This window comes from Streptomyces sp. NBC_00236, assembly GCF_036195045.1.
Lineage (GTDB): Bacteria > Actinomycetota > Actinomycetes > Streptomycetales > Streptomycetaceae > Streptomyces.
This window is the reverse complement of sequence record NZ_CP108100.1, coordinates 7,555,578-7,576,374: the sequence shown is the minus strand read 5'-3', so window position 1 is coordinate 7,576,374 and position 20,797 is coordinate 7,555,578. Positions and strand designations below refer to the sequence as shown.

General features: G+C 71.7%; 19 protein-coding genes and 1 riboswitch. Of the genes, 9 read left to right on the top strand and 10 right to left on the bottom strand.

Going from position 1 to position 20,797, the window contains the following annotated elements; genetic code table 11:
• Positions 1-6: 6 nt before the first annotated feature.
• The 6 genes from OG446_RS33730 to OG446_RS33705 form a co-directional block, all read right to left on the bottom strand.
• The gene (locus tag OG446_RS33730; protein WP_328897589.1) at positions 7-1,983 is read right to left on the bottom strand and encodes a sensor histidine kinase; all 1,977 of its coding nucleotides are present in this window, start codon (positions 1,981-1,983) and stop codon (positions 7-9) included.
• A gap of 382 nt (positions 1,984-2,365) precedes the next feature.
• Positions 2,366-3,361: an alpha/beta hydrolase gene (locus tag OG446_RS33725; protein ID WP_328897588.1), complete on the bottom strand. Its 996-nt coding sequence runs from the start codon at positions 3,359-3,361 to the stop codon at positions 2,366-2,368.
• Positions 3,358-4,074: a C39 family peptidase gene (locus OG446_RS33720; RefSeq protein WP_328897587.1), complete on the bottom strand. Its 717-nt coding sequence runs from the start codon at positions 4,072-4,074 to the stop codon at positions 3,358-3,360. Before OG446_RS33720 ends, OG446_RS33725 begins: the two co-directional genes overlap by 4 nt.
• Before the next feature lie 226 nt (positions 4,075-4,300).
• On the bottom strand, positions 4,301-5,323 hold the full coding sequence (locus OG446_RS33715) for an ArsR/SmtB family transcription factor (protein WP_328897586.1): 1,023 nt from the start codon (positions 5,321-5,323) through the stop codon (positions 4,301-4,303).
• 141 nt (positions 5,324-5,464) lie between these two features.
• Complete coding sequence (locus OG446_RS33710; protein WP_328897585.1) at positions 5,465-6,724, bottom strand: MBL fold metallo-hydrolase; 1,260 nt, start codon at positions 6,722-6,724, stop codon at positions 5,465-5,467.
• Positions 6,725-6,823: 99 nt separating this feature from the next.
• On the bottom strand, positions 6,824-7,264 hold the full coding sequence (locus tag OG446_RS33705; protein WP_328897584.1) for a PPOX class F420-dependent oxidoreductase: 441 nt from the start codon (positions 7,262-7,264) through the stop codon (positions 6,824-6,826).
• A gap of 317 nt (positions 7,265-7,581) precedes the next feature.
• On the opposite strand from OG446_RS33705, the gene OG446_RS33700 reads away from it, so the two are divergent.
• Both OG446_RS33700 and OG446_RS33695 read left to right on the top strand, forming a co-directional pair.
• Complete coding sequence (locus OG446_RS33700; RefSeq protein ID WP_328897583.1) at positions 7,582-8,790, top strand: glutamate dehydrogenase; 1,209 nt, start codon at positions 7,582-7,584, stop codon at positions 8,788-8,790.
• An 80-nt stretch (positions 8,791-8,870) separates the two neighbouring features.
• Complete coding sequence (locus OG446_RS33695; RefSeq protein WP_328898496.1) at positions 8,871-9,461, top strand: TetR/AcrR family transcriptional regulator; 591 nt, start codon at positions 8,871-8,873, stop codon at positions 9,459-9,461.
• A gap of 51 nt (positions 9,462-9,512) precedes the next feature.
• On the opposite strand, the gene OG446_RS33690 is transcribed toward OG446_RS33695, so the two are convergent.
• The gene (locus OG446_RS33690; RefSeq protein ID WP_328897582.1) at positions 9,513-10,514 is read right to left on the bottom strand and encodes a DUF6745 domain-containing protein; all 1,002 of its coding nucleotides are present in this window, start codon (positions 10,512-10,514) and stop codon (positions 9,513-9,515) included.
• Between the two features lie 70 nt (positions 10,515-10,584).
• A complete protein-coding gene (locus OG446_RS33685) occupies positions 10,585-10,911 on the bottom strand; it encodes a hypothetical protein (RefSeq protein ID WP_328897581.1) in 327 nt (108 codons plus the stop codon).
• Between the two features lie 174 nt (positions 10,912-11,085).
• On the opposite strand from OG446_RS33685, the gene OG446_RS33680 reads away from it, so the two are divergent.
• The 6 genes from OG446_RS33680 to OG446_RS33655 are packed head-to-tail and all read left to right on the top strand — an operon-like array spanning position 11,086 to position 17,253.
• Positions 11,086-12,039: an STM4015 family protein gene (locus tag OG446_RS33680; protein WP_328897580.1), complete on the top strand. Its 954-nt coding sequence runs from the start codon at positions 11,086-11,088 to the stop codon at positions 12,037-12,039.
• Between the two features lie 7 nt (positions 12,040-12,046).
• Positions 12,047-13,021, top strand: a complete 975-nt coding sequence (locus OG446_RS33675) for an STM4015 family protein (protein WP_328897579.1) — start codon at positions 12,047-12,049, stop codon at positions 13,019-13,021.
• Positions 13,002-14,144: an STM4014 family protein gene (locus tag OG446_RS33670; RefSeq protein ID WP_328897578.1), complete on the top strand. Its 1,143-nt coding sequence runs from the start codon at positions 13,002-13,004 to the stop codon at positions 14,142-14,144. Before OG446_RS33675 ends, OG446_RS33670 begins: the two co-directional genes overlap by 20 nt.
• A 37-nt stretch (positions 14,145-14,181) precedes the next feature.
• Positions 14,182-14,997 (top strand): STM4013/SEN3800 family hydrolase, encoded by an 816-nt coding sequence (locus OG446_RS33665; protein ID WP_328898495.1) that lies wholly within the window; start codon positions 14,182-14,184, stop codon positions 14,995-14,997.
• Positions 14,994-16,358: an STM4012 family radical SAM protein gene (locus OG446_RS33660; protein WP_328897577.1), complete on the top strand. Its 1,365-nt coding sequence runs from the start codon at positions 14,994-14,996 to the stop codon at positions 16,356-16,358. Before OG446_RS33665 ends, OG446_RS33660 begins: the two co-directional genes overlap by 4 nt.
• A 7-nt stretch (positions 16,359-16,365) precedes the next feature.
• On the top strand, positions 16,366-17,253 hold the full coding sequence (locus OG446_RS33655; protein ID WP_328897576.1) for an STM4011 family radical SAM protein: 888 nt from the start codon (positions 16,366-16,368) through the stop codon (positions 17,251-17,253).
• Between the two features lie 14 nt (positions 17,254-17,267).
• Here OG446_RS33655 and OG446_RS33650 read toward each other — a convergent pair whose 3' ends face one another.
• The gene (locus OG446_RS33650; protein WP_328897575.1) at positions 17,268-18,104 is read right to left on the bottom strand and encodes an SGNH/GDSL hydrolase family protein; all 837 of its coding nucleotides are present in this window, start codon (positions 18,102-18,104) and stop codon (positions 17,268-17,270) included.
• 262 nt (positions 18,105-18,366) lie between these two features.
• Complete coding sequence (locus OG446_RS33645; RefSeq protein WP_328897574.1) at positions 18,367-19,308, bottom strand: M23 family metallopeptidase; 942 nt, start codon at positions 19,306-19,308, stop codon at positions 18,367-18,369.
• 3 nt (positions 19,309-19,311) lie between these two features.
• Positions 19,312-19,470, bottom strand: a riboswitch (cyclic di-AMP (ydaO/yuaA leader).
• Positions 19,471-19,954: 484 nt separating this feature from the next.
• On the opposite strand from OG446_RS33645, the gene OG446_RS33640 reads away from it, so the two are divergent.
• Positions 19,955-20,767, top strand: a complete 813-nt coding sequence (locus OG446_RS33640) for a tyrosine-protein phosphatase (protein WP_328897573.1) — start codon at positions 19,955-19,957, stop codon at positions 20,765-20,767.
• The last annotated feature ends 30 nt before the right edge of the window (positions 20,768-20,797 follow it).

Genomic DNA, 20,797 nt, shown 5'->3' with positions numbered 1-20,797 from the left:
GTGCATCTACTCCTTGGTGGTGTTCACGTTCGCTTCGAGTGGGTCTTGATCACTGTGGTACGAGCCGTCCCCGAGCAGCTCCACGGGGACGGCGCCACGGACCGGGAGCGGCTCCAGCGGCGCCCTGACCGGTGCGGGGGCCTCCCGGCCGGTCCGCACGTCCCTGGACCCGCCGGCGTCCGCTCCGGTGCCGGCGGGCGCCCCGAACCCGGTGCCGGTGTCCGGTGCGGGATCCGCCTCCGACTCCTGCCGCGCCTCCGCGAGGTCGATCCCCCGCCGGAAGGCCGCCACCAGCCCCGGGTCGTGCAGCGTGGGCTCCTCCTCGGCGCGCGGGGCAGGAGCCTCCCTGAGCTGCGGGACCAGGTGTTCCTGGTTGGCCCGCCTGGGAAGCTGGGGCCGGCCCATCGTGCCGCGCACGACTCCGGTCTCCTGGGGCAGGACGGGGACCGCGTCGTCCGTGGTCCGGGTGCCGGAGCGCTCGTCGGCGGGGGCGGGCCGGTCGAGGCGCTCGGCCCGCAGCGGGAGCGGGGGGCCCTCGCCCTCGCGCGGCGTCTGCTGAGGTGCCTGATGCAGCCGCAGTTGCTGCTGTTTCGGTACGTAGGGGCGCCGCTGCGGTTCGGGGGCGGCGGCCCGTTCAGGGGCGGGGCCGAGGCGTCCCGCGGAGTCGTCCGGGGGCGGTGGGCGGTGCACGGGCCCCAGGGGTGGGGCCGGTGCGCCGGCGGCCTCGGTGTGCGTGTCCTCGTCGGCTCCGAGCAGGGACTGCGGGAGGACGAGGACGGCCTGGGTGCCCCCGTAGATGTTGCTCTGGAGACGTACGGCGATGCCGTGCCTGCGGGCCAGCGACGCCACCACGAACAGGCCGATCCGGCCGTCCTGGAGCAGGCGTGCGACGTTGACCTGGTCGGGGTCGGCCAGCAAAGCGTTCATCCGCTTCTGCTCGTCACCCGGCATGCCGAGGCCCCGGTCCTCCACCTCCAGGGCGAGGCCCGCGGTGACGCGCTGGGCGCGGAGCAGGACCTGGGTCTGCGGGGCCGAGAACACCGTGGCGTTCTCCACGAGTTCGGCCAGCAGGTGGATCACGTCGGCCACGGCGTGCCCGCGCAGAGTGCCGTCGATCGGGGGGACGAGTTTGACGCGGGGGTACTGCTCGACCTCGGCGATCGCCGAGCGCAGCACCTCCGTCATGGTGACCGGGTTGCTCCACTGCCGCCGGGAGACCGCGCCCCCGAGGACGGCGAGGTTCTCGGCGTGCCGGCGGATGCGTGTGGCCAGGTGGTCGACGTGGAAGAGCCCCTTGAGCAGATCGGGGTCCTCGACCTGGTGCTCCAGCTCGTCGAGCAGCTGGATCTCGCGGTGCACGAGCGACTGCAGACGGCGGGCGAGATTGACGAAGACCTCGACCTTCTGGTCCTCGCCGGTGTGTTCGGGCAGTCGGGACAGCCGGGATGCCTGGACGACGGCGGCCACGGCTCCCTCCTGCTGGCGTCCGATCTCCTGAGCGAGCAGCTCGAAGGGGTCGCTGCCGGGGGCGACGGGCTGCGGGGAGCGTCGCGCGGGCACGGGTTCGCCGTTGCGGAGCTGTTCCACCACCCGTTGCAGATCGGCCTGGCCCTGGACGCTGGCCCGGCGCAGGGCCAGGCAGCGGCCGAGGACGGTGGTGGCGACCCGGTTGGCGGCCAGGAAGGCGGCCACCATCGCGGCGGCCGCCAGCGTTCCCGCGGCGCCGAGCGCCGTCCAGAGTTCCCTGGACGGGCGGACGCCGCCGGAGCGGGCGGTGAAGATGACGGCCGCGGTGCCCGCCAGTGCGACGGCGACGGCCGGCAGCACTGCGGTGCGCAGGAGTTGGGGGCGTATGCGCGCCTCGGGAGACGGCCGGGCAGCCCGCGGCCTGGCCGCGGCCGAGTGGGAACGGGGACCCGGTCGGCCGTGCCGCCCGCCCTCTCGTCGTTCCGGTCGCGCGTCGGGTGCGCGAAGTTGAGACATCAGCGTCCTCGGTACGTGGGGCCCCAGGCATCGGCGTTCATGTGGTGGCACCTACGGTGGTCGGTCATTCTCGGGTCATCGGCCGGGCAGGCTCGGAAAATATGAGCCCACCGTTGATCACCGGGCACACACGGTAGTCGCCCGGTACGAGGGCGCGACGGGCAGTTGTGGAACTTGCCCGCCATCCGTCCCGCTCTGGTATGACCTCTCGCACGAGCGACCGATTCGGCCGGCCGGATTCCCGGTGGTCCGGCACCCGATCGGCGGTAGCGCGGCCCGGGGACGCAGTGCCGCTCGCGAACGCGGCAAGCCCCCTCGATCTCCGCCGAGGGGGCTTGCAGGGTGTGCGAGGGCGCTGTGCCTTGCGGAGTGCGCGGGGTCCCTACGCCTTACGGAGTCTGGCGATGATGCCGTCGAGGTCGCGCTGGAACATGTAGTCGCGGAAGACGTGCCCGCCGGGTTCCTCGTGCCACTCGTGCGGGATGCCTGCGGCGCCGAGAAGCGCGCGGAACTCCCGCTGTCCGGCCAGCACCTGGTTCTCGTTGACCTGGTCGAACCAGTTGACCGGGTCGGGGCTGGTGCCCGCGACCAGGAACACCCGCTTGTTGCGGTAGCTCTCGATCCGCTCGACCGGATTGTCGGCACTGACCCGTGCCTCGTCCCACAGCGGAACGCCGTAGACCGTGCCGCCGGCCAGTTCCACCGCGGCCGAGGAGGCGTTGGCCCAGTGACCGACCAGGCCCGCGTCACGGCGCAGACTGGCGGGGCCGGAGTGGGCGCTCACCGAGGCGAAGTGTCCGTAGTACCTGGCCGCGTACTTCAGCGCGCCGAAGCCGCCCATCGAGAACCCGGCCACGGCGCGGCCGTCGTACTCGGCGTACGTACGGAAGTTGGCGTCGATCCAGGGCAGCAGCTGGGCGATGTGGAAGGTCTCCCAGTTCCGGGGACCGGCGTTGGAGCTGACCGGGTTGGAGTACCAGCCCGCGTGTCCGCCGTCGGGCATCACGACGATGACCGGCCTGCCGGCCGTCCACGCCCGGATGCCCGCGCGGTCGAACGTGATGAAGTCCTGGTCCGTGCCGCCCCCGTGCAGCAGGTAGAGCACCGGGTAGCGACGGCCGTCGGTGTGGTAGCCGTCGGGGAGCAGGACGTTGACCGCCGGGTCCCAGCCGATCGCGTCGGTCGCGAAGCGGTAGTACCGCATACGGGGGTCGCTCTCGGCCCGGTCCACGATGCGCAGCCCGAAGCCGTCGCCCGCGGCACTGGCGGCCGTTGCCGTGGCGAGGGCGCTTCCGGCGCCCAGGGCCATGGCGGCGGAGAGGCCACCGGCGGCCCTGAGGAGGCTTCTGCGGGTGGGGCGGCGCTCGTGCGCGCTCATGCCGAGTAGCCCTTCGGCGGGATCAGCGTCGCGAGCTGATCGAAGGAGATCCAGTAGATCTGGTTGCCGCTGAAGGAGGCGGGGTCCGCGATGAGGACGGTGCGGTCCACCTCGTCGTAGCCGAAGACGGTGAAGTAGTGGTAGATCGTCTGGTCCGACGGGTAGCCGGGCGGCTGGTTGCCGGGCGGGGCCACGATGTTGGCCACCAGCGGGTAGTTGCGGTCGATGTCGAAGACGATGTCGTACCACAGCAGGTCCCGCTGGGCCTGGGTGGGCGGGTCGTTCGGCATCTCCTTGGTCTCGTACCAGCCTCCGCCGAGGTTCGAGTTGAGCACGTTCGTGACCTGGCCGATGTGATCGGTGCCGTTCTGGGTGGTGCCGAGCTGCCAGGCCAGATCTCCCTGGCTGGGCGGTGCCATCCGGGCGGAGAGCGCGATACGGGTGGCCGCCGGACCGCACCAGTAGCCGGTCTCCTGGACCTGGTAGTCGATCTGCAGCCAGTGGGCGCTCTGCGTACGGCCGGCGGCGACCTCCAGCCGGGTGCCGGGCTTGTTCTGCCCGCTGACGACGGCCGTTCCCGCCTTCGAGTCATGAGCGAGCACGGACACGGGCGCGGGGTGCGGTACGGGGGATGCCTGGGCCGGCAGCGCGGGCTGGAGGAGGGCTCCGGCGGCGGCGACGACGATCGCGGTGGACACAAGTCTCTTGCGCATGAAGGCTCCTGAGAAGGGTGGGGGGTGGCCTTGCGGGCAGAAACACGTTCGGGAAGCGCCCAGCCGTGCGGGGCGCCGGGAATCAGCGTCGCCGTAGACGCGCGAACGGGGCAAGCGGTGAAAGCCCTGGCTTACGCCGGCACTTGAGCGCCCGTCATACTCCGAAGCCGTTGACCTCCGGGGTTCACGCTCCGGAGGTCACGCTGCGGGGTTCACGCTCCGGAGGTCACGCTCCGCGCTCCGGCGAGCTGCCGGACCGGTCCTCGGCTGCCAGCAGGGCCCTGCCCTCCGCCGTCGCCATATGGAAGGAGCGTCCGGCCTTGCGTACCGTGGCGACCAGCCCTGCCGCCCGCAGTACGTTCAGGTGCTGGCTCACGGCGGGGTGCGTCACGGCCAGGAGCCGGGCGGCCTCGACGGTGGAGCAGCCGGTGCGGGTGGCGCGCAGGATGCCCGCACGGGTGTGCCCGAGGAGCGGCCCCAGGGGCCCGGCGCCGTCTGCGGAACGGGACCCGGGGGCGGGCGCGGCGGGTCCGGCCCAGTCCTCGGCATGATGGATGGGATAGACGAGAACGGGCGGCAGATCCCCGTCGGCCAGGGTGATCGGCGTCGGCCAGCAGAAGAACGACGGCTGGAGTACGAGACCCCGTCCGCGCAGGCGCAGTTGCTGATCCACGGGATACGCCACTTCCAGGACGGGCGGGCGCCAGCGGAACTGCGGTCCGAGTCCGTTCAGCAGGCCCTCGGTCCCGCCGTCGAGCAGGCTGTGCAGCCGGACGGCGCGATCGGCGTCGATGTGTGCGTGGACGCGCTGCCAGTACGGGGCGAGCGCCTCACGCTGGTACGTACCCAGCGCTCCGCCCAGCCGCCGGAGCGCATCGGCGTCGCCTCCGGCCAACGACCCGACCCAGCTGGGCAGTTGCAAGGAGGCCGCCAGGTGCGTCAGGTCGGTCCGCAACCGTGGCCGCGGGGTGCTCATCAAGGTGTCGAGGGCTGCCTGCAACGTGGCGCGGTCGCCGGTCGTGGGCGTGAGGAAATCGGGTGAGTAGCCACGTGGGGGCAGCAGGGAGGAGAGCAGCCGGGGAGTGCCGGAGAGCCGCGGCCGCACCCAGCGGCGCCAGGCGCCGAACACCCTTTCGCCGTCCCGCCGTTGAAGGGTCTGGACGCTGTTGCTGATCTCCCAGAGGAAGTCCGGGCCGGGGGCCACTGTGACTCTCGCCAGGTCCTCGGACGTGAAGTGCACCCGCAGCATGGCCGCTCCCCCGGGATGTGAGCTCCTCCGGGCGCAGCGTACCGCCGTTCGAACCGCCGCCCACCCCGTCCGGGCGTCACGGCACCGGCCGCCCGTGGCGTCCGTCCCCCCACGGACAGCGGGGCGGCCGGCGCGCCCGGCTCACACCTGGGGAGCCCGGTCGAGGTCGGGGGCGGCCGCGGCCTTGGCTCCGCCGGGAAGCGGTACGTGCACCGGGGGCCAGTTGCCCCATCCCGGTGCCGGTTCGGCGGCCACACCGCGCCACCACGGCTCGACCGCCGGCGTATCGGCGGGTTCGAAGGGCTGGCCCGGTCGCGGGGCCGCCATCGTCACTCCGGCGAACTGCGTGGCGCGCATGGACCATTCGGCGGGTTCGGCCCAGGGGTGAAGGGCGAGGTTGAACGTACCCCAGTGGATCGGCAGCATGATGCCCGCCGACGGGTCGTCGCCCTGAAGGTCGAGGTGGGCCCGGACCCCCTCGTCGGGGCTCATGTGGATGTCCGGCCAGGCGCCGGGTTCCGGCCTGCTGTCCGTCCGGTCCTTCGGCCAGTACTGGCTGTACGCGCCGATCTGGATCATGGTCGCGTCGAAGGGGCCGTGCTCGGCGCCGATCTCCCTGAACCCGGGGAAATAGCCGGTGTCACCGCTGTGGTAGATCCGGTGCTCGGGCCCCGCGACGGCCCAGGATGCCCAGAGGGTGTGCTGCTGGTTGCGCAGACCGCGGCCACAGAAGTGCCGGGCGGGTGTGGCGGTGAGGCTGATTCCGGCGACGGTCGTGGACTCGTTCCAGTCGAGCTCGTGGATCCGGTCCAGGGGCACGCCCCAGCGCTCCAGGTGCGCACCGACGCCGAGCGGCACCGCGAAGACCGTGGCGGTGTCCGCGAGCGAGCGGATCGTCGGCAGGTCGAGGTGGTCGTAGTGGTCGTGCGAGATGACCACCACGTCGACCGGGCCGAGGGCGCCGAGCGGCACCGGGGCGGGGTGCACCCGCTTGGGACCGGCGAAGTCGAAGGGTGAGCAGCGCTCGCCCCAGACCGGGTCGAAGAGCACGCGGCGTCCGTCGATCTCGGCGAGCACGCTGGAATGCCCCATCCAGGTGAGCCGCAGACCGGAGGCGGGCGGCTCGGCGAGGTCGGCGAGGGTCGTGGCGTGCACGGGGACGGTCCCGGTCGGCGCCCTGAGCACCCGCTCCTCCTTGCGGAAGTAGACCTTCGCGAATTCCAGGGCCGACCCGGAGGGCCTGATCCTCGCCCCCACCGGGTTCTGGAAGGTCCCTTCGGCGAAGTTGGGGGAACGACGGATGCGCTCCATGCGTGCGCCGGCCGGGTCGGCCCCGAAGGCTGCGGGACGCAGCGCACGCAGTCTGGTGCGGAGCGGAAGCTTGGAGTCAGCGCCGGTCACAAGGTCTCCTGAGGGAGTCGGTATCGTCTCATTATGGACAGGTGGGACGACTGTGCGAGGGCGGAGCACCCAACGGGATGGCGCTCCGGATGGACCCGTTCAGCCACGCTGCTGCCCGTACACGTGCTCGACGTGGAGCCGTAGGACGATCCGCCGGTCCCTGACCATGGCTTTGCGGTAGTCGTCCCAGTCGGGGTGCTCGCCCTGGACGTCGCGGTAGAGCGTGATCAGTTCCGCCACGGTGGCGTCGTCGGGATCGGCGGCCACCGGGCTCAGCTCGGCCGTGCCGTCCACGACGGTCCAGGCCCAGCGGTCCTGGCTGGTCACGTGGTAGCTCGCCCGCGGGTCCCGCGCCAGGTTCCGGGTCTTCGCCCGGCCCTCGGTGACGGAGACGCGGACGATCCGCTCGTCGGGGTAGTAGAAGTGATTGACGTTGGAGAGCTGGGGCCTGCCGTCCCGCCTGAGGGTCACCAGCACACCGCCGTCCTCCTCGCCGACCAGCCGTAGCAGTGCCTGCTGCCGTGCATCGAATCCCGTCATGCCGAATCCAACGTCCGGCTCGCCCGCAGGATTCCGCATCCGGTGGCGGCACGTTCCGCCTACGGCCGGATCCAGCCACCTCCGGGCGCTGCCTGCTCCGGTGCCGGGGGGGCGGTCGGCGCCTGCCGCACCGGCGGACTCCGGCCACTGGGCTGCCGTGGGGCACAGGCCGCATTGACAGTGCACTCCCGGCTCCCAATACTGACTGGCGATTCAGTAAAAGATCGTCGGCCGGCCTCGGGGCGGCGGGTCGGCCGCCCGGAATCCCGGGCCCCGCCCGGTCCCGTCCCGACCGCCGTGACCGAGGAGAGCCCCCGATGACGACACCACCGGTGTCCCCGCCCGCCCCGTTGATCTCACTGACCTGGACGGACCACGTCACGGGCCGCCAGGGACACCTCGTCGTCGACCGGCTGGTGCGTGGCGTGTCCAGCGGCGGTCTGCGCATGCGGGAGGGCTGCACGCTGGAGGAGGTGGCAGGGCTCGCCCGCGGTATGACGATGAAGGAAGCTCTCCACTTCGATGCGGACCGGTCCGGGGTGCGCTACATACCGCTGGGCGGCGCCAAGGGCGGCATCGACTGCGACCCCCGTGATCCGGCGGCGTACGGCATCCTGGTGCGCTTCCTGCGGGCGGTGCGTCCGTACGTGGAGAGCGCCTGGACGACCGGCGAGGACCTCGGGCTCACCCAGGACCTGATCGACCGGGCCACCGCGGAGGCCGGGCTCGTCTCCACCGTCCAGGCGGTCTATCCGCTGCTCGACGACGAAGCCGCGGCGCGCCGGCGGCTGGCCGACGCCTTCGCCGTGGAGGTGGACGGCATCGGCCTGGACGAGCTGGCCGGGGGCTGCGGGGTCGCCGAGTCCGCGCTCGCCGCGCTGGACGGGGCCGGAGTCGCGTACGGGGACGCACGGGTCTCGCTCCAGGGGCTCGGCACCATGGGCGGGGCGACCGCCCGGTTCCTGTCCCGGGCCGGCCTGCGGGTGGTGGCCGTCGCCGACGTCAAGGGGACGATCGCGAACCCGGCCGGTCTCGATGTCGAGGCGCTCCTCGGCGCCCGCGACGCCTACGGCACCGTGGACCGCGGTGTGCTGCGCGGCACGGACCTGGAACTGCCCGCCGACGCCTGGCTGGACCAGGACGCGGACGTCCTCGTACCCGCCGCCGTCTCCTACGCCGTCGACCTGACGAACCAGGCCCGGATCACGGCCCGCTGGGTCGTCGAAGCGGCCAACATGCCGGTCCTGCCGGAGGCGGAGGCACTGCTCACCGCACGCGGAATCACCGTGCTGCCCGATGTGGTCGTCAACTCCGGTACCAACGCCTGGTGGTGGTGGACCCTGTTCGGCGACATCGGCGCCGACGCGGACGAGGCCTTCGCTCACATCCGCCGGTCCATGCGCGCCCTCATCGAACTCGTGCTGTCCCGCGCCGCGACGGACGGCTGCACTCCGCGCGCGGCGGCCCATGCCGTCGTCGCTGACCGGCTGCCGGTGATGGCCGACCGCTTCGGCTGGTACCGCTGACCGCAGGCCCGGGCCAGGGCGTGCGGGGCGGGCTCGGGGGCATTGGTTAGGGTGACGCCGTGGCACGAGTGCGGTTGGGTGTGGCGGAGCGGCGTGAGGAGTTGCTGCGCGCTGCCGTCGAACAGATCGAGGTACGGGGTGTCGCGGCGGTTCGGATCGCCGATGTGGCGTCCGTGCTCGGCGTGAGCAATGCCCTTGTGCTCTACCACTTCTCCACCAAGGAGAAGCTCGTCGCCGCCGCGTTCGCACACGCCGCCGAAGCCGATCTCGCCCATCTGCGCAAGCTCCTGAGCCGGCGTACCACCGCGGTCCGCAGACTGCGCGCCGCCGTGCGCTGGTACGCGCCGACGGGCCAGGCCAAGGGCTGGCGGCTGTGGATCGAGGGCTGGGCCGCCTCCCTCCGCGACCCCGTGCTGCGCAATGTCGCGGGCGACCTCGATCAGCAGTGGAAGGCCGAGCTGGCCGAGGTCATCGAAGAGGGTGCGGCCGCAGGCGAGTTCGAGTGCGAAGACCCGATGTCCGTGGCCTGGCGGCTGACCGCGCTGCTGGACGGGCTGGCGGTGCAGATGACGTCGTACGCGGGTCCGCTGTCCCGGGCCACGATGCTGGAGTGGACCGAGGAGGCGCTCGCCCGTGAGCTGGGCATCGACCACGCGACCCTGACGGCTTGACGCCTCGGTCCACCGCCGGTCCCGCCTGCCCGCCCGGCCGCGGGATGCCGGTCAGGTCTGGCGCAGAGGTGCGTAGGATTCGCCCTCGAGCCCGAACGTCCACGCGACGCCGTCCTTGGCGGTCCTCGTCCTCGGCGGCACGCGCAGCCAGTACGTGCGATGCGTCCCGTCCGGCTCCGGAGTGGAGTTGACCACTTCGACCATGGCCACGTCCTCGTCGCCGTCGAGAGATATCCGCCAGAGGATGCCCGTCTCGTCCCGGTGGACCGGTTCGGCGCCGGACTCGGTGAGGTAGCGGTCGTATCCGTAGAACTCCAGCATCACGCGGCGGAGTTCCGCGTTCTCCTCGGCACGGATGCGCTCGGGGGTCAGTGCGCCCAGTTCCGCGAGGAAGTCGGCGGGTACGGGCATACCGCGCCAGGCGTACAGGGCGAAGCCGTCGCGATAGGCGAGCGCGGGGCCGTCCCCGCTGTCCAGTCGGCCCGCCTCGTCGCGGTGGAGCACCTCGGGGCGGTCGCTGATGACCACCGTGCGCTCGTAGGGCCACCACCAGCCCGCGTTCCTCGCCACTGCCGCGAGCCCTTCGAGCCGGTCGCCCCGCCCGTCGAAGGCGGCGAGCCAGGCCGCGTCGTGCTGGCCCAGGACCGCGTCGAGCAGAACCAGCCGGACATCCGACTCGTCCTCGGGCTTCACCGCAAGCTCCGCCACGATCCCCGCCCGTATGCGGTCGGCGAGCGCCGACGTGGTCTCCCAGAGCTGGGCGCCGGTGGCGGACCACAGCGCGGACCAGCCGGACGGGCCCAACTCGTCGTACATCCGGCGTCGTTCCTCGGCCCAGGGCCGGGTCCGTACGTCGTCACGGACCGATCGCCCCGCGTCGGTCAGTTTCTCCACCGCCTCGACGGCGGCCCGCGGCGAATCCGCCCACACGAACTCCACCGGCTCGGCCAGGCCCGCGCTGCGGTAGGCGAGCCGCACCCCCTCCTCGGCCGCCGCCCGGTCCGCCGCACCGGTCGCCGCCGCCACGGCCCGCCATGAGTCCACGTACTGCATCGGTTCCCCGTCCCCTGTTCCTGTGTTCCTGTGTTCCTGATATTCGGTACGTCCGGATGTATCCGGTTTCTCAGTCCGCGACGACGCGGAACGCCCCCGGTGTGTACTCGCGCTGGCGCACCACCCGGAACCAGCCCTTCGGCAGCGAGATCACCGCGTGTTCCTCATGCACCACGCGCCCGCCGTCGGGGAGGTGGAGCAGCATCGGGCCGAACACCCCGCCCTCCCTGATCAGCCGGCCCGGCCCCGGCACCGCGTGCGCGTGTCCGGTGACCTCGCCGAGCGCGAGCACCAGCCGGCCGCGCCCGTCGCGCAGTTCGCCCGGTGCCTCCAGGAGGTTCGCGGGCACCGCGGACTCCTCCAGCGCCATGATCAGTACGTCGCCCTGCCGGTACACAGACGTCTCCCCTCCGCGGCGGCACCCGCTGTGCCGGCCACGTGGAAAACGCTACGGCGGGGGTCTGACAATCGGCCGGTGAGCGTCGGCGGGCGGGGCCGGTCGTCCCGTTGTCAGTGGGCCTTGATAGACCTTGCGGACATCAACCGTCGCCGTCATCAGGAGCTCAGGGCCATGTCCGATGTGGACCACCTGCACGAGTTGCTCGGCCTTCCGGCCGTCGATTTCCAGTCCGGGTCGAACGACAGCTCCCGGCCGGCCGCCGACGCGGCGGCCTGGCGCGTCTTCGTCGAGCCGTACGAGGACGAGGACCGTACCTGGGAGCAGGAGTTCGCCGCGTTCCTGGAGGAGGTGGACCCGGCCGGTGTCCGCGCGCTGATCATCGGGCAGTGGGGCGAGTCGTACGAGGAGAAGTCGTCGTACCCGATCGGTCTCGTGATCGCCGCCGCCGAGCGGCTGACGTCGCTGGAAGCCGTGTTCGTCGGCGATCTGACGATGGAGGAGGCGGAGATCTCCTGGATCGAGCAGAGCGATGTCACCGCACTGCTCACCGCCTTTCCCGCGCTGGTGGAGCTCGGGGTACGCGGCGGTTCCGAGCTCGTCTTCCCCGCCACGAAGCACGAGCGGCTTCGTTCTCTCACCATCGAGACCGGCGGGCTGCCGGTGCAGGTCGTGCGCGGGGTGCTGGACAGTGAACTGCCCGCCCTGGAGCGGCTCGACCTCTGGCTGGGGGTCTCCGCCTACGGGGGCGACACCGATGTCGCGGATCTCGCCCCACTGCTGTCGGGGACGCGATTCCCGGCCCTGCACCATCTCGGCCTGCGCAACAGCGAGGTGGAGAACGAGATCGCGGCCGCCGTCGCCTCGGCCCCGCTCGTGGCACGACTGCGCACCCTCGACCTGTCCTGCGGCACCCTCGGTGACGAGGGGGCGGCGGCGCTGCTGGAGGGGCAGCCGCTGACACATCTCGACGTCCTCGATCTGCACCACCACTTCCTCACCGAGCCGATGGAGCGCCGGGTCACGGAGACCCTGGAGCCGCACGGCGTGCGGGTGGACCTGTCGGAGCGCTGCGAGCCGTGGGGCGACCGCGGGGCTGCGGGCCGGTACGTCACGGTGTCGGAGTGAGGGCGCAATGACGGATATCGAGCACCCCGAGACGTTCCACGGTCTTCCCGTCTTCACCCTGCCGGTGCCGGCCGAGGACGGTTCGGCCCCGGCGGCGCTGCCCGGGACGGGGTCCGTGGCCTGGCGGCTGGACTGTGCCTGGGAGGGGCCTGCGTTCCCGGGACTCTGGCAGCACTTCCTCGACACGGTCGACCCTGCCGAGGTACGTGCCCTGCTGATCGGTCCCTGGTGGCCGGAGGAGTACAGCTCCTTCGCCCCTGTGGCAGAGCTGGTCGCCTCGCACGCGGGCCGTTTCCCGGCGCTGCGCGCGCTGTTCCTCGCCGATGTCGTCGGTGAGGAGTGCGAGGTGTCCTGGCTGGAGATGTCGGACGTCACCTCGCTGATCGAGGCGTTTCCACGCCTTGAGGAGCTGGTGGTGCGCGGCGGCGGGGATGCCGTCCCCGAGAAGGAGAAGCTGCAGCTGCGACCGGTGCGGCATCTGGCCCTGAAGTCGCTGAGGTTCGAGTCCGGGGGGCTGCCCGGCCATGTCGTCAGGGCGGTCGGTGCCAGCGAACTGCCCGCTCTGGAGCGGCTGGAGCTCTGGTTCGGCGCTACGTGGTACGGCGGCGACGCCACGGTGGAGGACATGAGCCCTGTCCTCTCCGGCGGCTCCTTCCCCCGGCTGCGCCATCTCGGTCTGCAGAACAGCGAGATCCAGGACGAGATCGCCGCAGCGGTGGCGTCGGCTCCGGTCGTCGCGCAGTTGGAGTCGCTCTCGCTCGCCATGGGGACGCTCAGCGACGCCGGGGCCCTGGCGCTGCTCGACGGCCAGCCGCTGACCCATCTGACGTCGCTGGACCTGCACCACCACTACCTCACCGATCCGGTGATGTCCCGGGTCCGGGAGATGGGCGCCCGTGAGGGTGTTCACGTCGATCTCGGCGCGGCGGACTACTGGGACCCCGAGGACGACGAGCCCCGCTATGTCGCCGTCGGCGAGTAGCTCGCCGCGTCTGGCGGTCGTCGGCAATCCCGGCAGCCGCCGGACCGGCCTCTTCCAGGACGCCGTGCGCGCCGCCGGGCTGCCGCGGGCCCGCACGGTGTCCTGGCTCGACGTGCTGAAGGGCGAGGCGGACTTCCTGCCGGGGGAGACCGTGCGCATCGACTCGCCGGGCGAGGATCCGGAGGTCGACCACCTGCTGCGCGGGGTCGACGATCCGACGCGGGTGGAGGGCTCTGCCCTCTGGTACGCACGGTTCACCTCCGCCGTGAGGGACGTGGCACGGGCCGCGTCGACGGCCGGCGCGCTTCTGCTGGACGGACCCGCCGACATCGCGGTGCTGTTCGACAAGCGTCTGTGCCACGGTGTCCTGGACGCCGCGGACATCCCCGTACCCGCCTCACCGACGTCGGGACCGGGCGCGCGTCCGGTGCGGGGCTGGGCGGATGTGCGTGCGCTGATGGCCGGGCACCGGATGCCACGCGTGTTCGTGAAGCCCGCGCACGGGTCCTCCGCCTCCGGGGTGATGGCCGTGGAGACGGCCGGCCCCGGCCGGATCCGGGCGGCCACCTCGGTCGAGCGGGACCCGGCCGGCCGGCTCTACAACTCGCTCCGGGTCCGCCGCCTCACCACCGAGCGCGAGGTCGCGGCGATCGTCGACGCACTCGCGCCGGACGGTCTGCACATCGAACGCTGGCTGCCGAAGGCCTCGCAGCGGGGCCGGATCGCGGATCTGCGGGTGGTGGTGGTCGACGGCCGCGCGACTCATGCGGTCGTTCGTACCAGCCGCTCCCCCATGACCAACCTGCACCTCGGCGGTGCGCGCGGCGATCTCGACGAGGTGCGGGCCGCCGTCGAAGCCGCGGGCGGGAGCTGGAGCGAGGCGTTGGCCGTGTGCGAGAGGGCGGCCGCCGCCTTCCCGGACATGCTGTGCGTGGGCGTCGACCTGCTGCCCGCCACCGGCTGGCGGCGCTTCGCCGTCGGCGAGGTCAACGCCTTCGGTGACCTGCTGCCGCGACTGACCGGTCTGCCGGGCAGTGGCGCCGAGGGCCTGGACACCTACGCGGCGCAGGTCGCCGCCGTACTGAACCGAACAAGGAACCACCGTGTCAGCGCAACATCCTGAACCACCCTCCGACCGCACGGACGCCGTCGCCCCCGACATGAGCGAGGTCGTGGGCAGCCACGATCTGCTCCTCGTCACTCTGGACACGCTGCGGTACGACGTCGCGGTGGAGCTCGCCGCCGACGGGCGCATCCCGAATCTGGCCCGGCATCTGCCCGGCGGCGTCTGGGAGGAGCGGCATGCCCCGGGGAGCTTCACCTACGCCTCCCACCAGGCGATCTTCGCGGGGTTCCTGCCCACCCCGGCCGCTCCCGGACCGCATCCCCGGCTGTTCGCCGCACGCTTCGCGGGCAGTGAGACCACGGCGGAGCGCACCTTCGTCTTCGATGCGCCCGATCTGGTCTCGGCACTCGCCGGTGCGGGATACCGCACGGTGTGCATCGGCGGCGTCGGGTTCTTCAACCGGCAGGCACCGCTCGGCTCGGTGCTGCCCGGGCTGTTCCAGGAGGCGCACTGGGAGCCGGAGTTCGGCGTGGCCTCGCCCACGTCGTTCGAGGCGCAGGTGTCCCGCGCCGAGCAGGTCGTCCGGGAGCTCCCGGACGGTCAGCGGCTGTTCCTCTTCGTCAACGTGTCGGCGCTGCACCAGCCGAACTGGTTCCACCGGCCGGGGGCCACCCGCGACGCGGGCGACAGCCGCGCCACCCACGCGGCCGCGCTGGAGTACGTGGACGCCCACATCGGGCGCCTCTTCGCCGCCGCGAGCAGCCGCCGCCGCGCCTTCGCCATCGTCTGCTCCGACCACGGCACGGCGTACGGCGACGACGGCTACACCGGCCACCGGCTCGGTCACGAGTCGGTCTGGACCGTTCCGTACGCGCATTTCTTCCTGGAGCCGGGAGCCACCGCACGATGACCAGTCCGCACACCACCCGCCCGTACCAGAGTTACGTCTACGCCTACCCGCACAAGACGGCGTACCGCAGGCTCTCCGGGCGCCCGGGCGGGCGGCCCGCGTTGAGTGACCTGTGGGCGGGCGAGAGCAAGGACGCGCTCTCGCTCTACCTCCACATACCCTTCTGCGAGGTCCGCTGCGGCTTCTGCAACCTCTTCACACGCATCGGCGCGCCCGACGAGCTGACCACCCGCTACCTCGACGCGCTGGACCGGCAGGCGACCGCCGTCCGGGACGCGCTGGGCGACGGGGAACCGGTGCGCTTCGCCGCGGCCGCGTTCGGCGGGGGCACGCCGACCTTCCTGACCGCGGGTGAGCTGGAGCGACTGTGCGACATCGCGGAGAAGCGCATGGGCGCCGATCTGCGGTCCGTGCCGCTCTCCGTGGAGACCTCGCCGTCGACCGCGACGGCCGACCGGCTGGCCGTCCTCGCGGACCGGGGGACGACCAGGATCAGCATCGGTGTGCAGAGCTTCGTCGAGGCCGAGGCCCGTGCGGCAGTCCGTCCGCAGCGGCGCGCCGATGTGGAGACGGCCCTGGGCCTGATCAGGGACAGCGGCATCCCGGTCCTGAACATCGACCTGATCTACGGCATCGACGGCCAGACCGAGCGGAGCTGGCGCACCTCGCTGGACGCCGCGCTCCAGTGGCGGCCGGAGGAGCTGTACCTCTACCCGCTCTACGTCCGTCCTCTGACCGGGCTGGGCCGGCTCGGAGCCGCCGACGAGGCCGCGGCGGACGCGGCCTGGGACGAGCAGCGGCTGCGGCTGTACCGGGCCGGCCGCGATCACCTGCTCGCCCGCGGCTACGAGCAGGTGTCCATGCGGATGTTCCGCCGCGCCGACGCCCCGCGGGCCGGGGGCCCGGACGACCACGCCTGCCAGACCGACGGCATGATCGGCCTGGGCTGCGGCGCCCGCTCGTACACGTCGCGGCTGCACTACTCCTTCGACTACGCGGTGGAGATGCGTGAGGTGCGGGCCATCATCGACGGCTACACCGCCACCGAGGACTTCTCGCACGCCGAGGTGGGCCGGTTCACCGACGACGACGAGGCGCGCCGCCGCCATCTCCTGCAGTCCGTCCTGCAGGCCGAGGGGCTGCGCGTGGCCGAGTACGGCGAGCGGTTCGGTACGGACCCGGACGAGGACTTCGCCGAGGAGCTCGCCCGGTTCGACGCCCGGGGCTGGCTCGACCGCGACGCGTCGGCCACCGGCCTGCTGCGCCTGTCGCCCGAAGGACTCGCCCACTCCGACGCGCTGGGCCCCGATCTCTTCTCCCCTGCCGTACGGGCCGCGATGGCCGCGTACGAGCTGAAGTGAGCCCCGCATGGACCTCACGATTCTCTACCGCGGTCCGCTCGCGTCGTGCGATTACGACTGCCCGTACTGTCCGTTCGCCAAGCGCCGCGACAGCCGGGAACAGCTGCGGGCCGACCGGGCCGCGCTGGAGCGCTTCACGGCGTGGGTGACGGCGCAGAGCGCTGACCGGATCTCGGTGCTGTTCACCCCCTGGGGCGAAGGGCTGGTCCGCTCCTGGTACCGCCGTGCGGTGGTCGAGCTGGCCCGGCTCCCGCATGTCCAGCGGGTGGCGATCCAGACGAACCTCGGCGGACGTACGCAGTGGCTGGCCTCGGCCGGTGCCGCCGGTCGCGACAAGATCGCGCTCTGGTGCACGTACCACCCGGGCCAGACACCGTACGAACGCTTCCTCGGGCGGTGTGAGGAGCTGGTGGCTCTGGGGATCCGCCACAGCGTGGGAATCGTCGGCCTCGACGGCCACCTCGACGAGGCGCGACGGCTGCGGGCGGCGCTGCCCGAGCAGGTCTACCTCTGGGTCAACGCCGCCGAGGGCCACACCTATACGGACGAGGAGGCGGACCGGTGGACGGCGGTCGACCCGCTGTTCCCGTACAGCCGGCATCCGCACCGTTCGGCGGGGCTGCCCTGCCGGACCGGTGAGTCGGTGATCTCGGTGGACGGCGACGGCACGGTGCGCCGCTGCCACTTCGTCCGCGCGGAGCTCGGCAATCTCTACGACGGCAGCTACCGCGCGGCGCTGGGTCCCCGGGCCTGTCCGCTCGCCGTCTGCGACTGCCACATCGGCTATGTGCACCTGGAGACGCTGCCGCTCTACGACGTCTTCGCCGGCGGAGTGCTGGAGCGCATACCGGCGCGGCCGGTGTCCTCCGTCGCCCCGTTCGCCCGGGGCGACTGAGGACTGCGAGCCTCTCAGAGAGGCAGCAGGTCGGGCCGCTTGGCCTCCACGTGGTCCCCCGAGGACTCACCGCGCAGCCGCCGGCCGATCCACGGGACCAGGTACTCGCGTGCCCAGTGGATGTCGTCGCGCCGCACTTCGAGCGTTCCGCGCTGGGCCTGCGGCGGCCACTCCTGGTCCGGATCGGCGGGTACGCCGAGGCCGAGGACCTGGGCGGCGCGCAGCGCGACCCGGGTGTGGCCCTCGGGCGACAGGTGCAGCCGGTCGTCGTCCCAGGCGCGCCGGTCCTGGACCGAGCGCAGGGACCACAGGTCGAGGACCGGGCAGTCGTAGCGGTCGGCGATGGACCGTACATGCGCGGTGTAGGTGGCGATCTTGCCGCGCAGATGGCGCAGCACGGGCACGTTGCGGGTGTCGAAGCCGGTGGTGACCATGACCGTGCCGACCGACCGGGTCAGGTCGGCGACCGCGCGCTCGAAGCGCTCGGCCACGTCGTCGGGATCGGTGCCCGGCCGGATGATGTCGTTGCCGCCGGCGCAGAAGCTCACCAGATCGGGGGCGAGTTCCTTGGCGCGCGGCACCTGCTCCTCGACGATCTGGTCGAGGAGACGTCCTCGTACGGCGAGATTGGCGTACCTGAAGTCTGCGTGAGCGGTGCCCGTCGCCGCGCCCGGGTCCGGGAGCTGGTCCGCGAGAAGGACCGCGAACCGGTCCGCCCAGCCGACGAACGTTCCGTCCGGGCCGGGGTCACCGACTCCCTCGGTGAAGCTGTCGCCAATCGCCGCGTACGACCCGATGGCGCCCTGTTGGTTGATGACGCCCTGCTGGATGTTGTTCGAATCGTCTGCCACAAGGGCATATCCTGCACCGCCGAATGTGACCTACGCGACCGTAATAAGGGGTTGACGGGTGGTGAGATAGACCACCCGGTCAGTTTTTGGTAAAGGGGGAATAAGAGTGGCCACCACCCACCGCCACCATTCACCGCCGCCGCCCCGGAGCCGCGCGCCTCTTCCGAGCACGGACAGCCAACGGCAGAGGGACGGTGCGCCGCCGCGCACCGTCCCTCCATGCATTGCTCAGGCCCGGTTCACCGGACCGGTGTTGCCCGGATCAGACGTTGATGCCGTGCGACGCCAGGTAGGCGATCGGGTCGATGTCCGAGCCGTACGCCGGACCCGTGCGGACCTCGAAGTGGAGGTGCGGGCCGGTGGCGTTGCCGGTGGAGCCGGACAGGCCGACCTGCTGGCCCGCGGTCACGGTCTGGCCGGCCGAGACGGAGAGCGAGGACATGTGGCCGTACTGCGAGTAGTGGCCGTCGGCGTGCTTGATGACGACCTCGTTGCCGTACGCGCCGCCCCAGCCGGCGGTGACGACGGTGCCGGAGGTGATCGCCTTCACGCTCGTGCCGGTGGACACGGGGAAGTCGATGCCGGTGTGGCTGCCGCTGGACCAGTTGGCACCGGAGGCGCGGTACGCGGTGGTGTGGTTGCCCGGGACCGGGTGGACGTAACCGGAGTCGTTGCTCTGGGTGGCCGGCGCCGAGGTCTCCTTGGACGACGAGTCGTCGGAGGAGGACGAGTCGGAGGCCGTGGAGGCCTTCGTCTCGGTCTTGGCCGGGGCCTTGGAGGGGGCCTTCGACGGGGTGGTGGTGCCCGTGGAGGTGGTCGAGGCGTGGCCCCAGGCCTTGCCGCCGAGGGTCAGCTTCATGCCCGGGAAGATCAGGCTCGGGTCGTCGCCGACGACCTTGCGGTTGTCCTGGTACAGCTTCTCCCAGCCACCCTTGAGCTTGTGCTCGGCAGCGATCTTCGACAGGTAGTCGCCGGAGACCACGGTGTAGGAGGTGGCGCCGGCCTGCTTCTTCGCGACCGGCTTGGCCGGGGTGGTGTGAGCGGCGGCCGACTTCGAGGTGACCGGAGCGGACTGCTCCGCGGCGTGGGCACCGGTGGCGCCGAGCAGCGGAAGCGCGATGACGGCTCCGCCGGCGCTCGCGGCGACGACGCCACGGGCAATGGTGCTGGACTTGGGACGACGGTGCTTACCCGATATGGGCATGAAGGTTTTCCTCTCCGGCGCCTGCGAGGTGAGCTGTCGGGTTCGGACTGGAGATGTCCGGTCGCGGCTGGCGCGACTTCACCCCGAGCCGTCCGGTTTCCCGGCCGGCGGCTTACCTGGTTCCCCCGCTCCTGCCACGCGGTGAGTGGGTGCGAATTCCGGGCGGCGGCAGGATTAGGCGGTCCGTCCGGATTGCAGCGAACGTAAGCGAGCCGGGACGGCGGAAACAAGCCACGGGTTCCGTGCGGGATTCCGTGCCGGAAATTCGGCGAGGAATTCCGGTCACACTCCGTGGATTACGGATCTTGGATTTCCGCGCCGCGCACGGAATACCCAGCGGCCCCGCCGCCACACACCGTCACGGATATGATCCCGCTCACGAGAGGGCGATCATCTACCGTAGAAGTAGGGCATGTTCGACTAAAGCCCTAATACGGACATGTCATGCCCATCGCTTCCGCTCCGTCGCATCGTCCGCGTGGATCCAGGGCCGCGCGGCCGTGCGGAGAGATCCGCCCGGCGGACTGCCACAGGGGCCCGAAGTGCGGGTACGACCAAGATGATTGCCTGAGGAATCAATGTCGTATCGTCACGAGAGTGGACCCGCGGGCGACACGCGCCGGCGGCAGAGCCCCCAGGAGTGACCGTGACGCAGCAGCTGCCGCAGACCCCGTCGACGGAGCCCGAGCTGGCGGGTGTCCGCAATTTCCGTGACGTGGGCGGCCTGCCCACCTCGGACGGCCGCCGGGTGCGGTACGGGCGGCTCTACCGCAGTGGTCACCTGGCACACGCCACGGCCGAGGACACCGCGTTCCTCACCGGTCTCGGTCTGCACACCGTCTTCGACTTCCGCAACGGCGCCGACCACAAGCTCGACGGCCTGGACGTGGAACTGCCGGGCGTGCGCAATGTGAACATCCCGCTCAGCGACCCGGCGGACGGCGCGGAGTTCTGGCGGATGGTGCGCGACGGCAACATGAACGAGCTGCGGTCGATCCTGGCCGACGGCAAGGGGACCCACCGCATGGTCGCTTCCTACCGCCGGATCATCCTGGACCGCACGGCAGAGCACAGCCGGGTCCTGCACGCCCTGGCCGAGGACAGCGTGCCCGCCCTGATGCACTGCGCCGCGGGCAAGGACCGCGCGGGTCTCTCCATCGCGGTGTCCCTGCTGGCCGTCGGCGTCGAGCGCGAGGCCATCGAGGCCGACTACCTCAAGTCCAACGACGCGCACCGCCGCTACAAGGTCCGCCGCAGCGACACCTCCGCCGCCGGGATGTCGCCCGAGGTGATGGAGCTGCTCAATCCCCTCTTCGGCGCCCACCCCGACTATCTCGCCGCCGCCTTCACCACCATCGACGAGACCTGGGGCGGCACCGACCGCTATCTCGCCGAAGGCCTCAGGATCAGCCAGGAGACGCGGGAGCGGCTGCGCGAGCGCCTGCTCGACGCGGGCTGACCGCCCGGGCGGTCAGCCCGCGTCCACGCC

Excerpts from the sequence above, each read along its gene's own strand:
- OG446_RS33730 (WP_328897589.1), bottom strand. The coding sequence starts at position 1,983 with ATGTCTCAACTTCGCGCACCCGACGCGCGACCGGAACGACGAGAGGGC.
- OG446_RS33725 (WP_328897588.1), bottom strand. The coding sequence starts at position 3,361 with ATGAGCGCGCACGAGCGCCGCCCCACCCGCAGAAGCCTCCTCAGGGCC.
- OG446_RS33720 (WP_328897587.1), bottom strand. The coding sequence starts at position 4,074 with ATGCGCAAGAGACTTGTGTCCACCGCGATCGTCGTCGCCGCCGCCGGA.
- OG446_RS33715 (WP_328897586.1), bottom strand. The coding sequence starts at position 5,323 with ATGCTGCGGGTGCACTTCACGTCCGAGGACCTGGCGAGAGTCACAGTG.
- OG446_RS33705 (WP_328897584.1), bottom strand. The coding sequence starts at position 7,264 with ATGACGGGATTCGATGCACGGCAGCAGGCACTGCTACGGCTGGTCGGC.
- OG446_RS33700 (WP_328897583.1), top strand. The coding sequence starts at position 7,582 with ATGACGACACCACCGGTGTCCCCGCCCGCCCCGTTGATCTCACTGACC.
- OG446_RS33690 (WP_328897582.1), bottom strand. The coding sequence starts at position 10,514 with ATGCAGTACGTGGACTCATGGCGGGCCGTGGCGGCGGCGACCGGTGCG.
- OG446_RS33680 (WP_328897580.1), top strand. The coding sequence starts at position 11,086 with ATGTCCGATGTGGACCACCTGCACGAGTTGCTCGGCCTTCCGGCCGTC.
- OG446_RS33675 (WP_328897579.1), top strand. The coding sequence starts at position 12,047 with ATGACGGATATCGAGCACCCCGAGACGTTCCACGGTCTTCCCGTCTTC.
- OG446_RS33670 (WP_328897578.1), top strand. The coding sequence starts at position 13,002 with ATGTCGCCGTCGGCGAGTAGCTCGCCGCGTCTGGCGGTCGTCGGCAAT.
- OG446_RS33665 (WP_328898495.1), top strand. The coding sequence starts at position 14,182 with ATGAGCGAGGTCGTGGGCAGCCACGATCTGCTCCTCGTCACTCTGGAC.
- OG446_RS33660 (WP_328897577.1), top strand. The coding sequence starts at position 14,994 with ATGACCAGTCCGCACACCACCCGCCCGTACCAGAGTTACGTCTACGCC.
- OG446_RS33655 (WP_328897576.1), top strand. The coding sequence starts at position 16,366 with ATGGACCTCACGATTCTCTACCGCGGTCCGCTCGCGTCGTGCGATTAC.
- OG446_RS33645 (WP_328897574.1), bottom strand. The coding sequence starts at position 19,308 with ATGCCCATATCGGGTAAGCACCGTCGTCCCAAGTCCAGCACCATTGCC.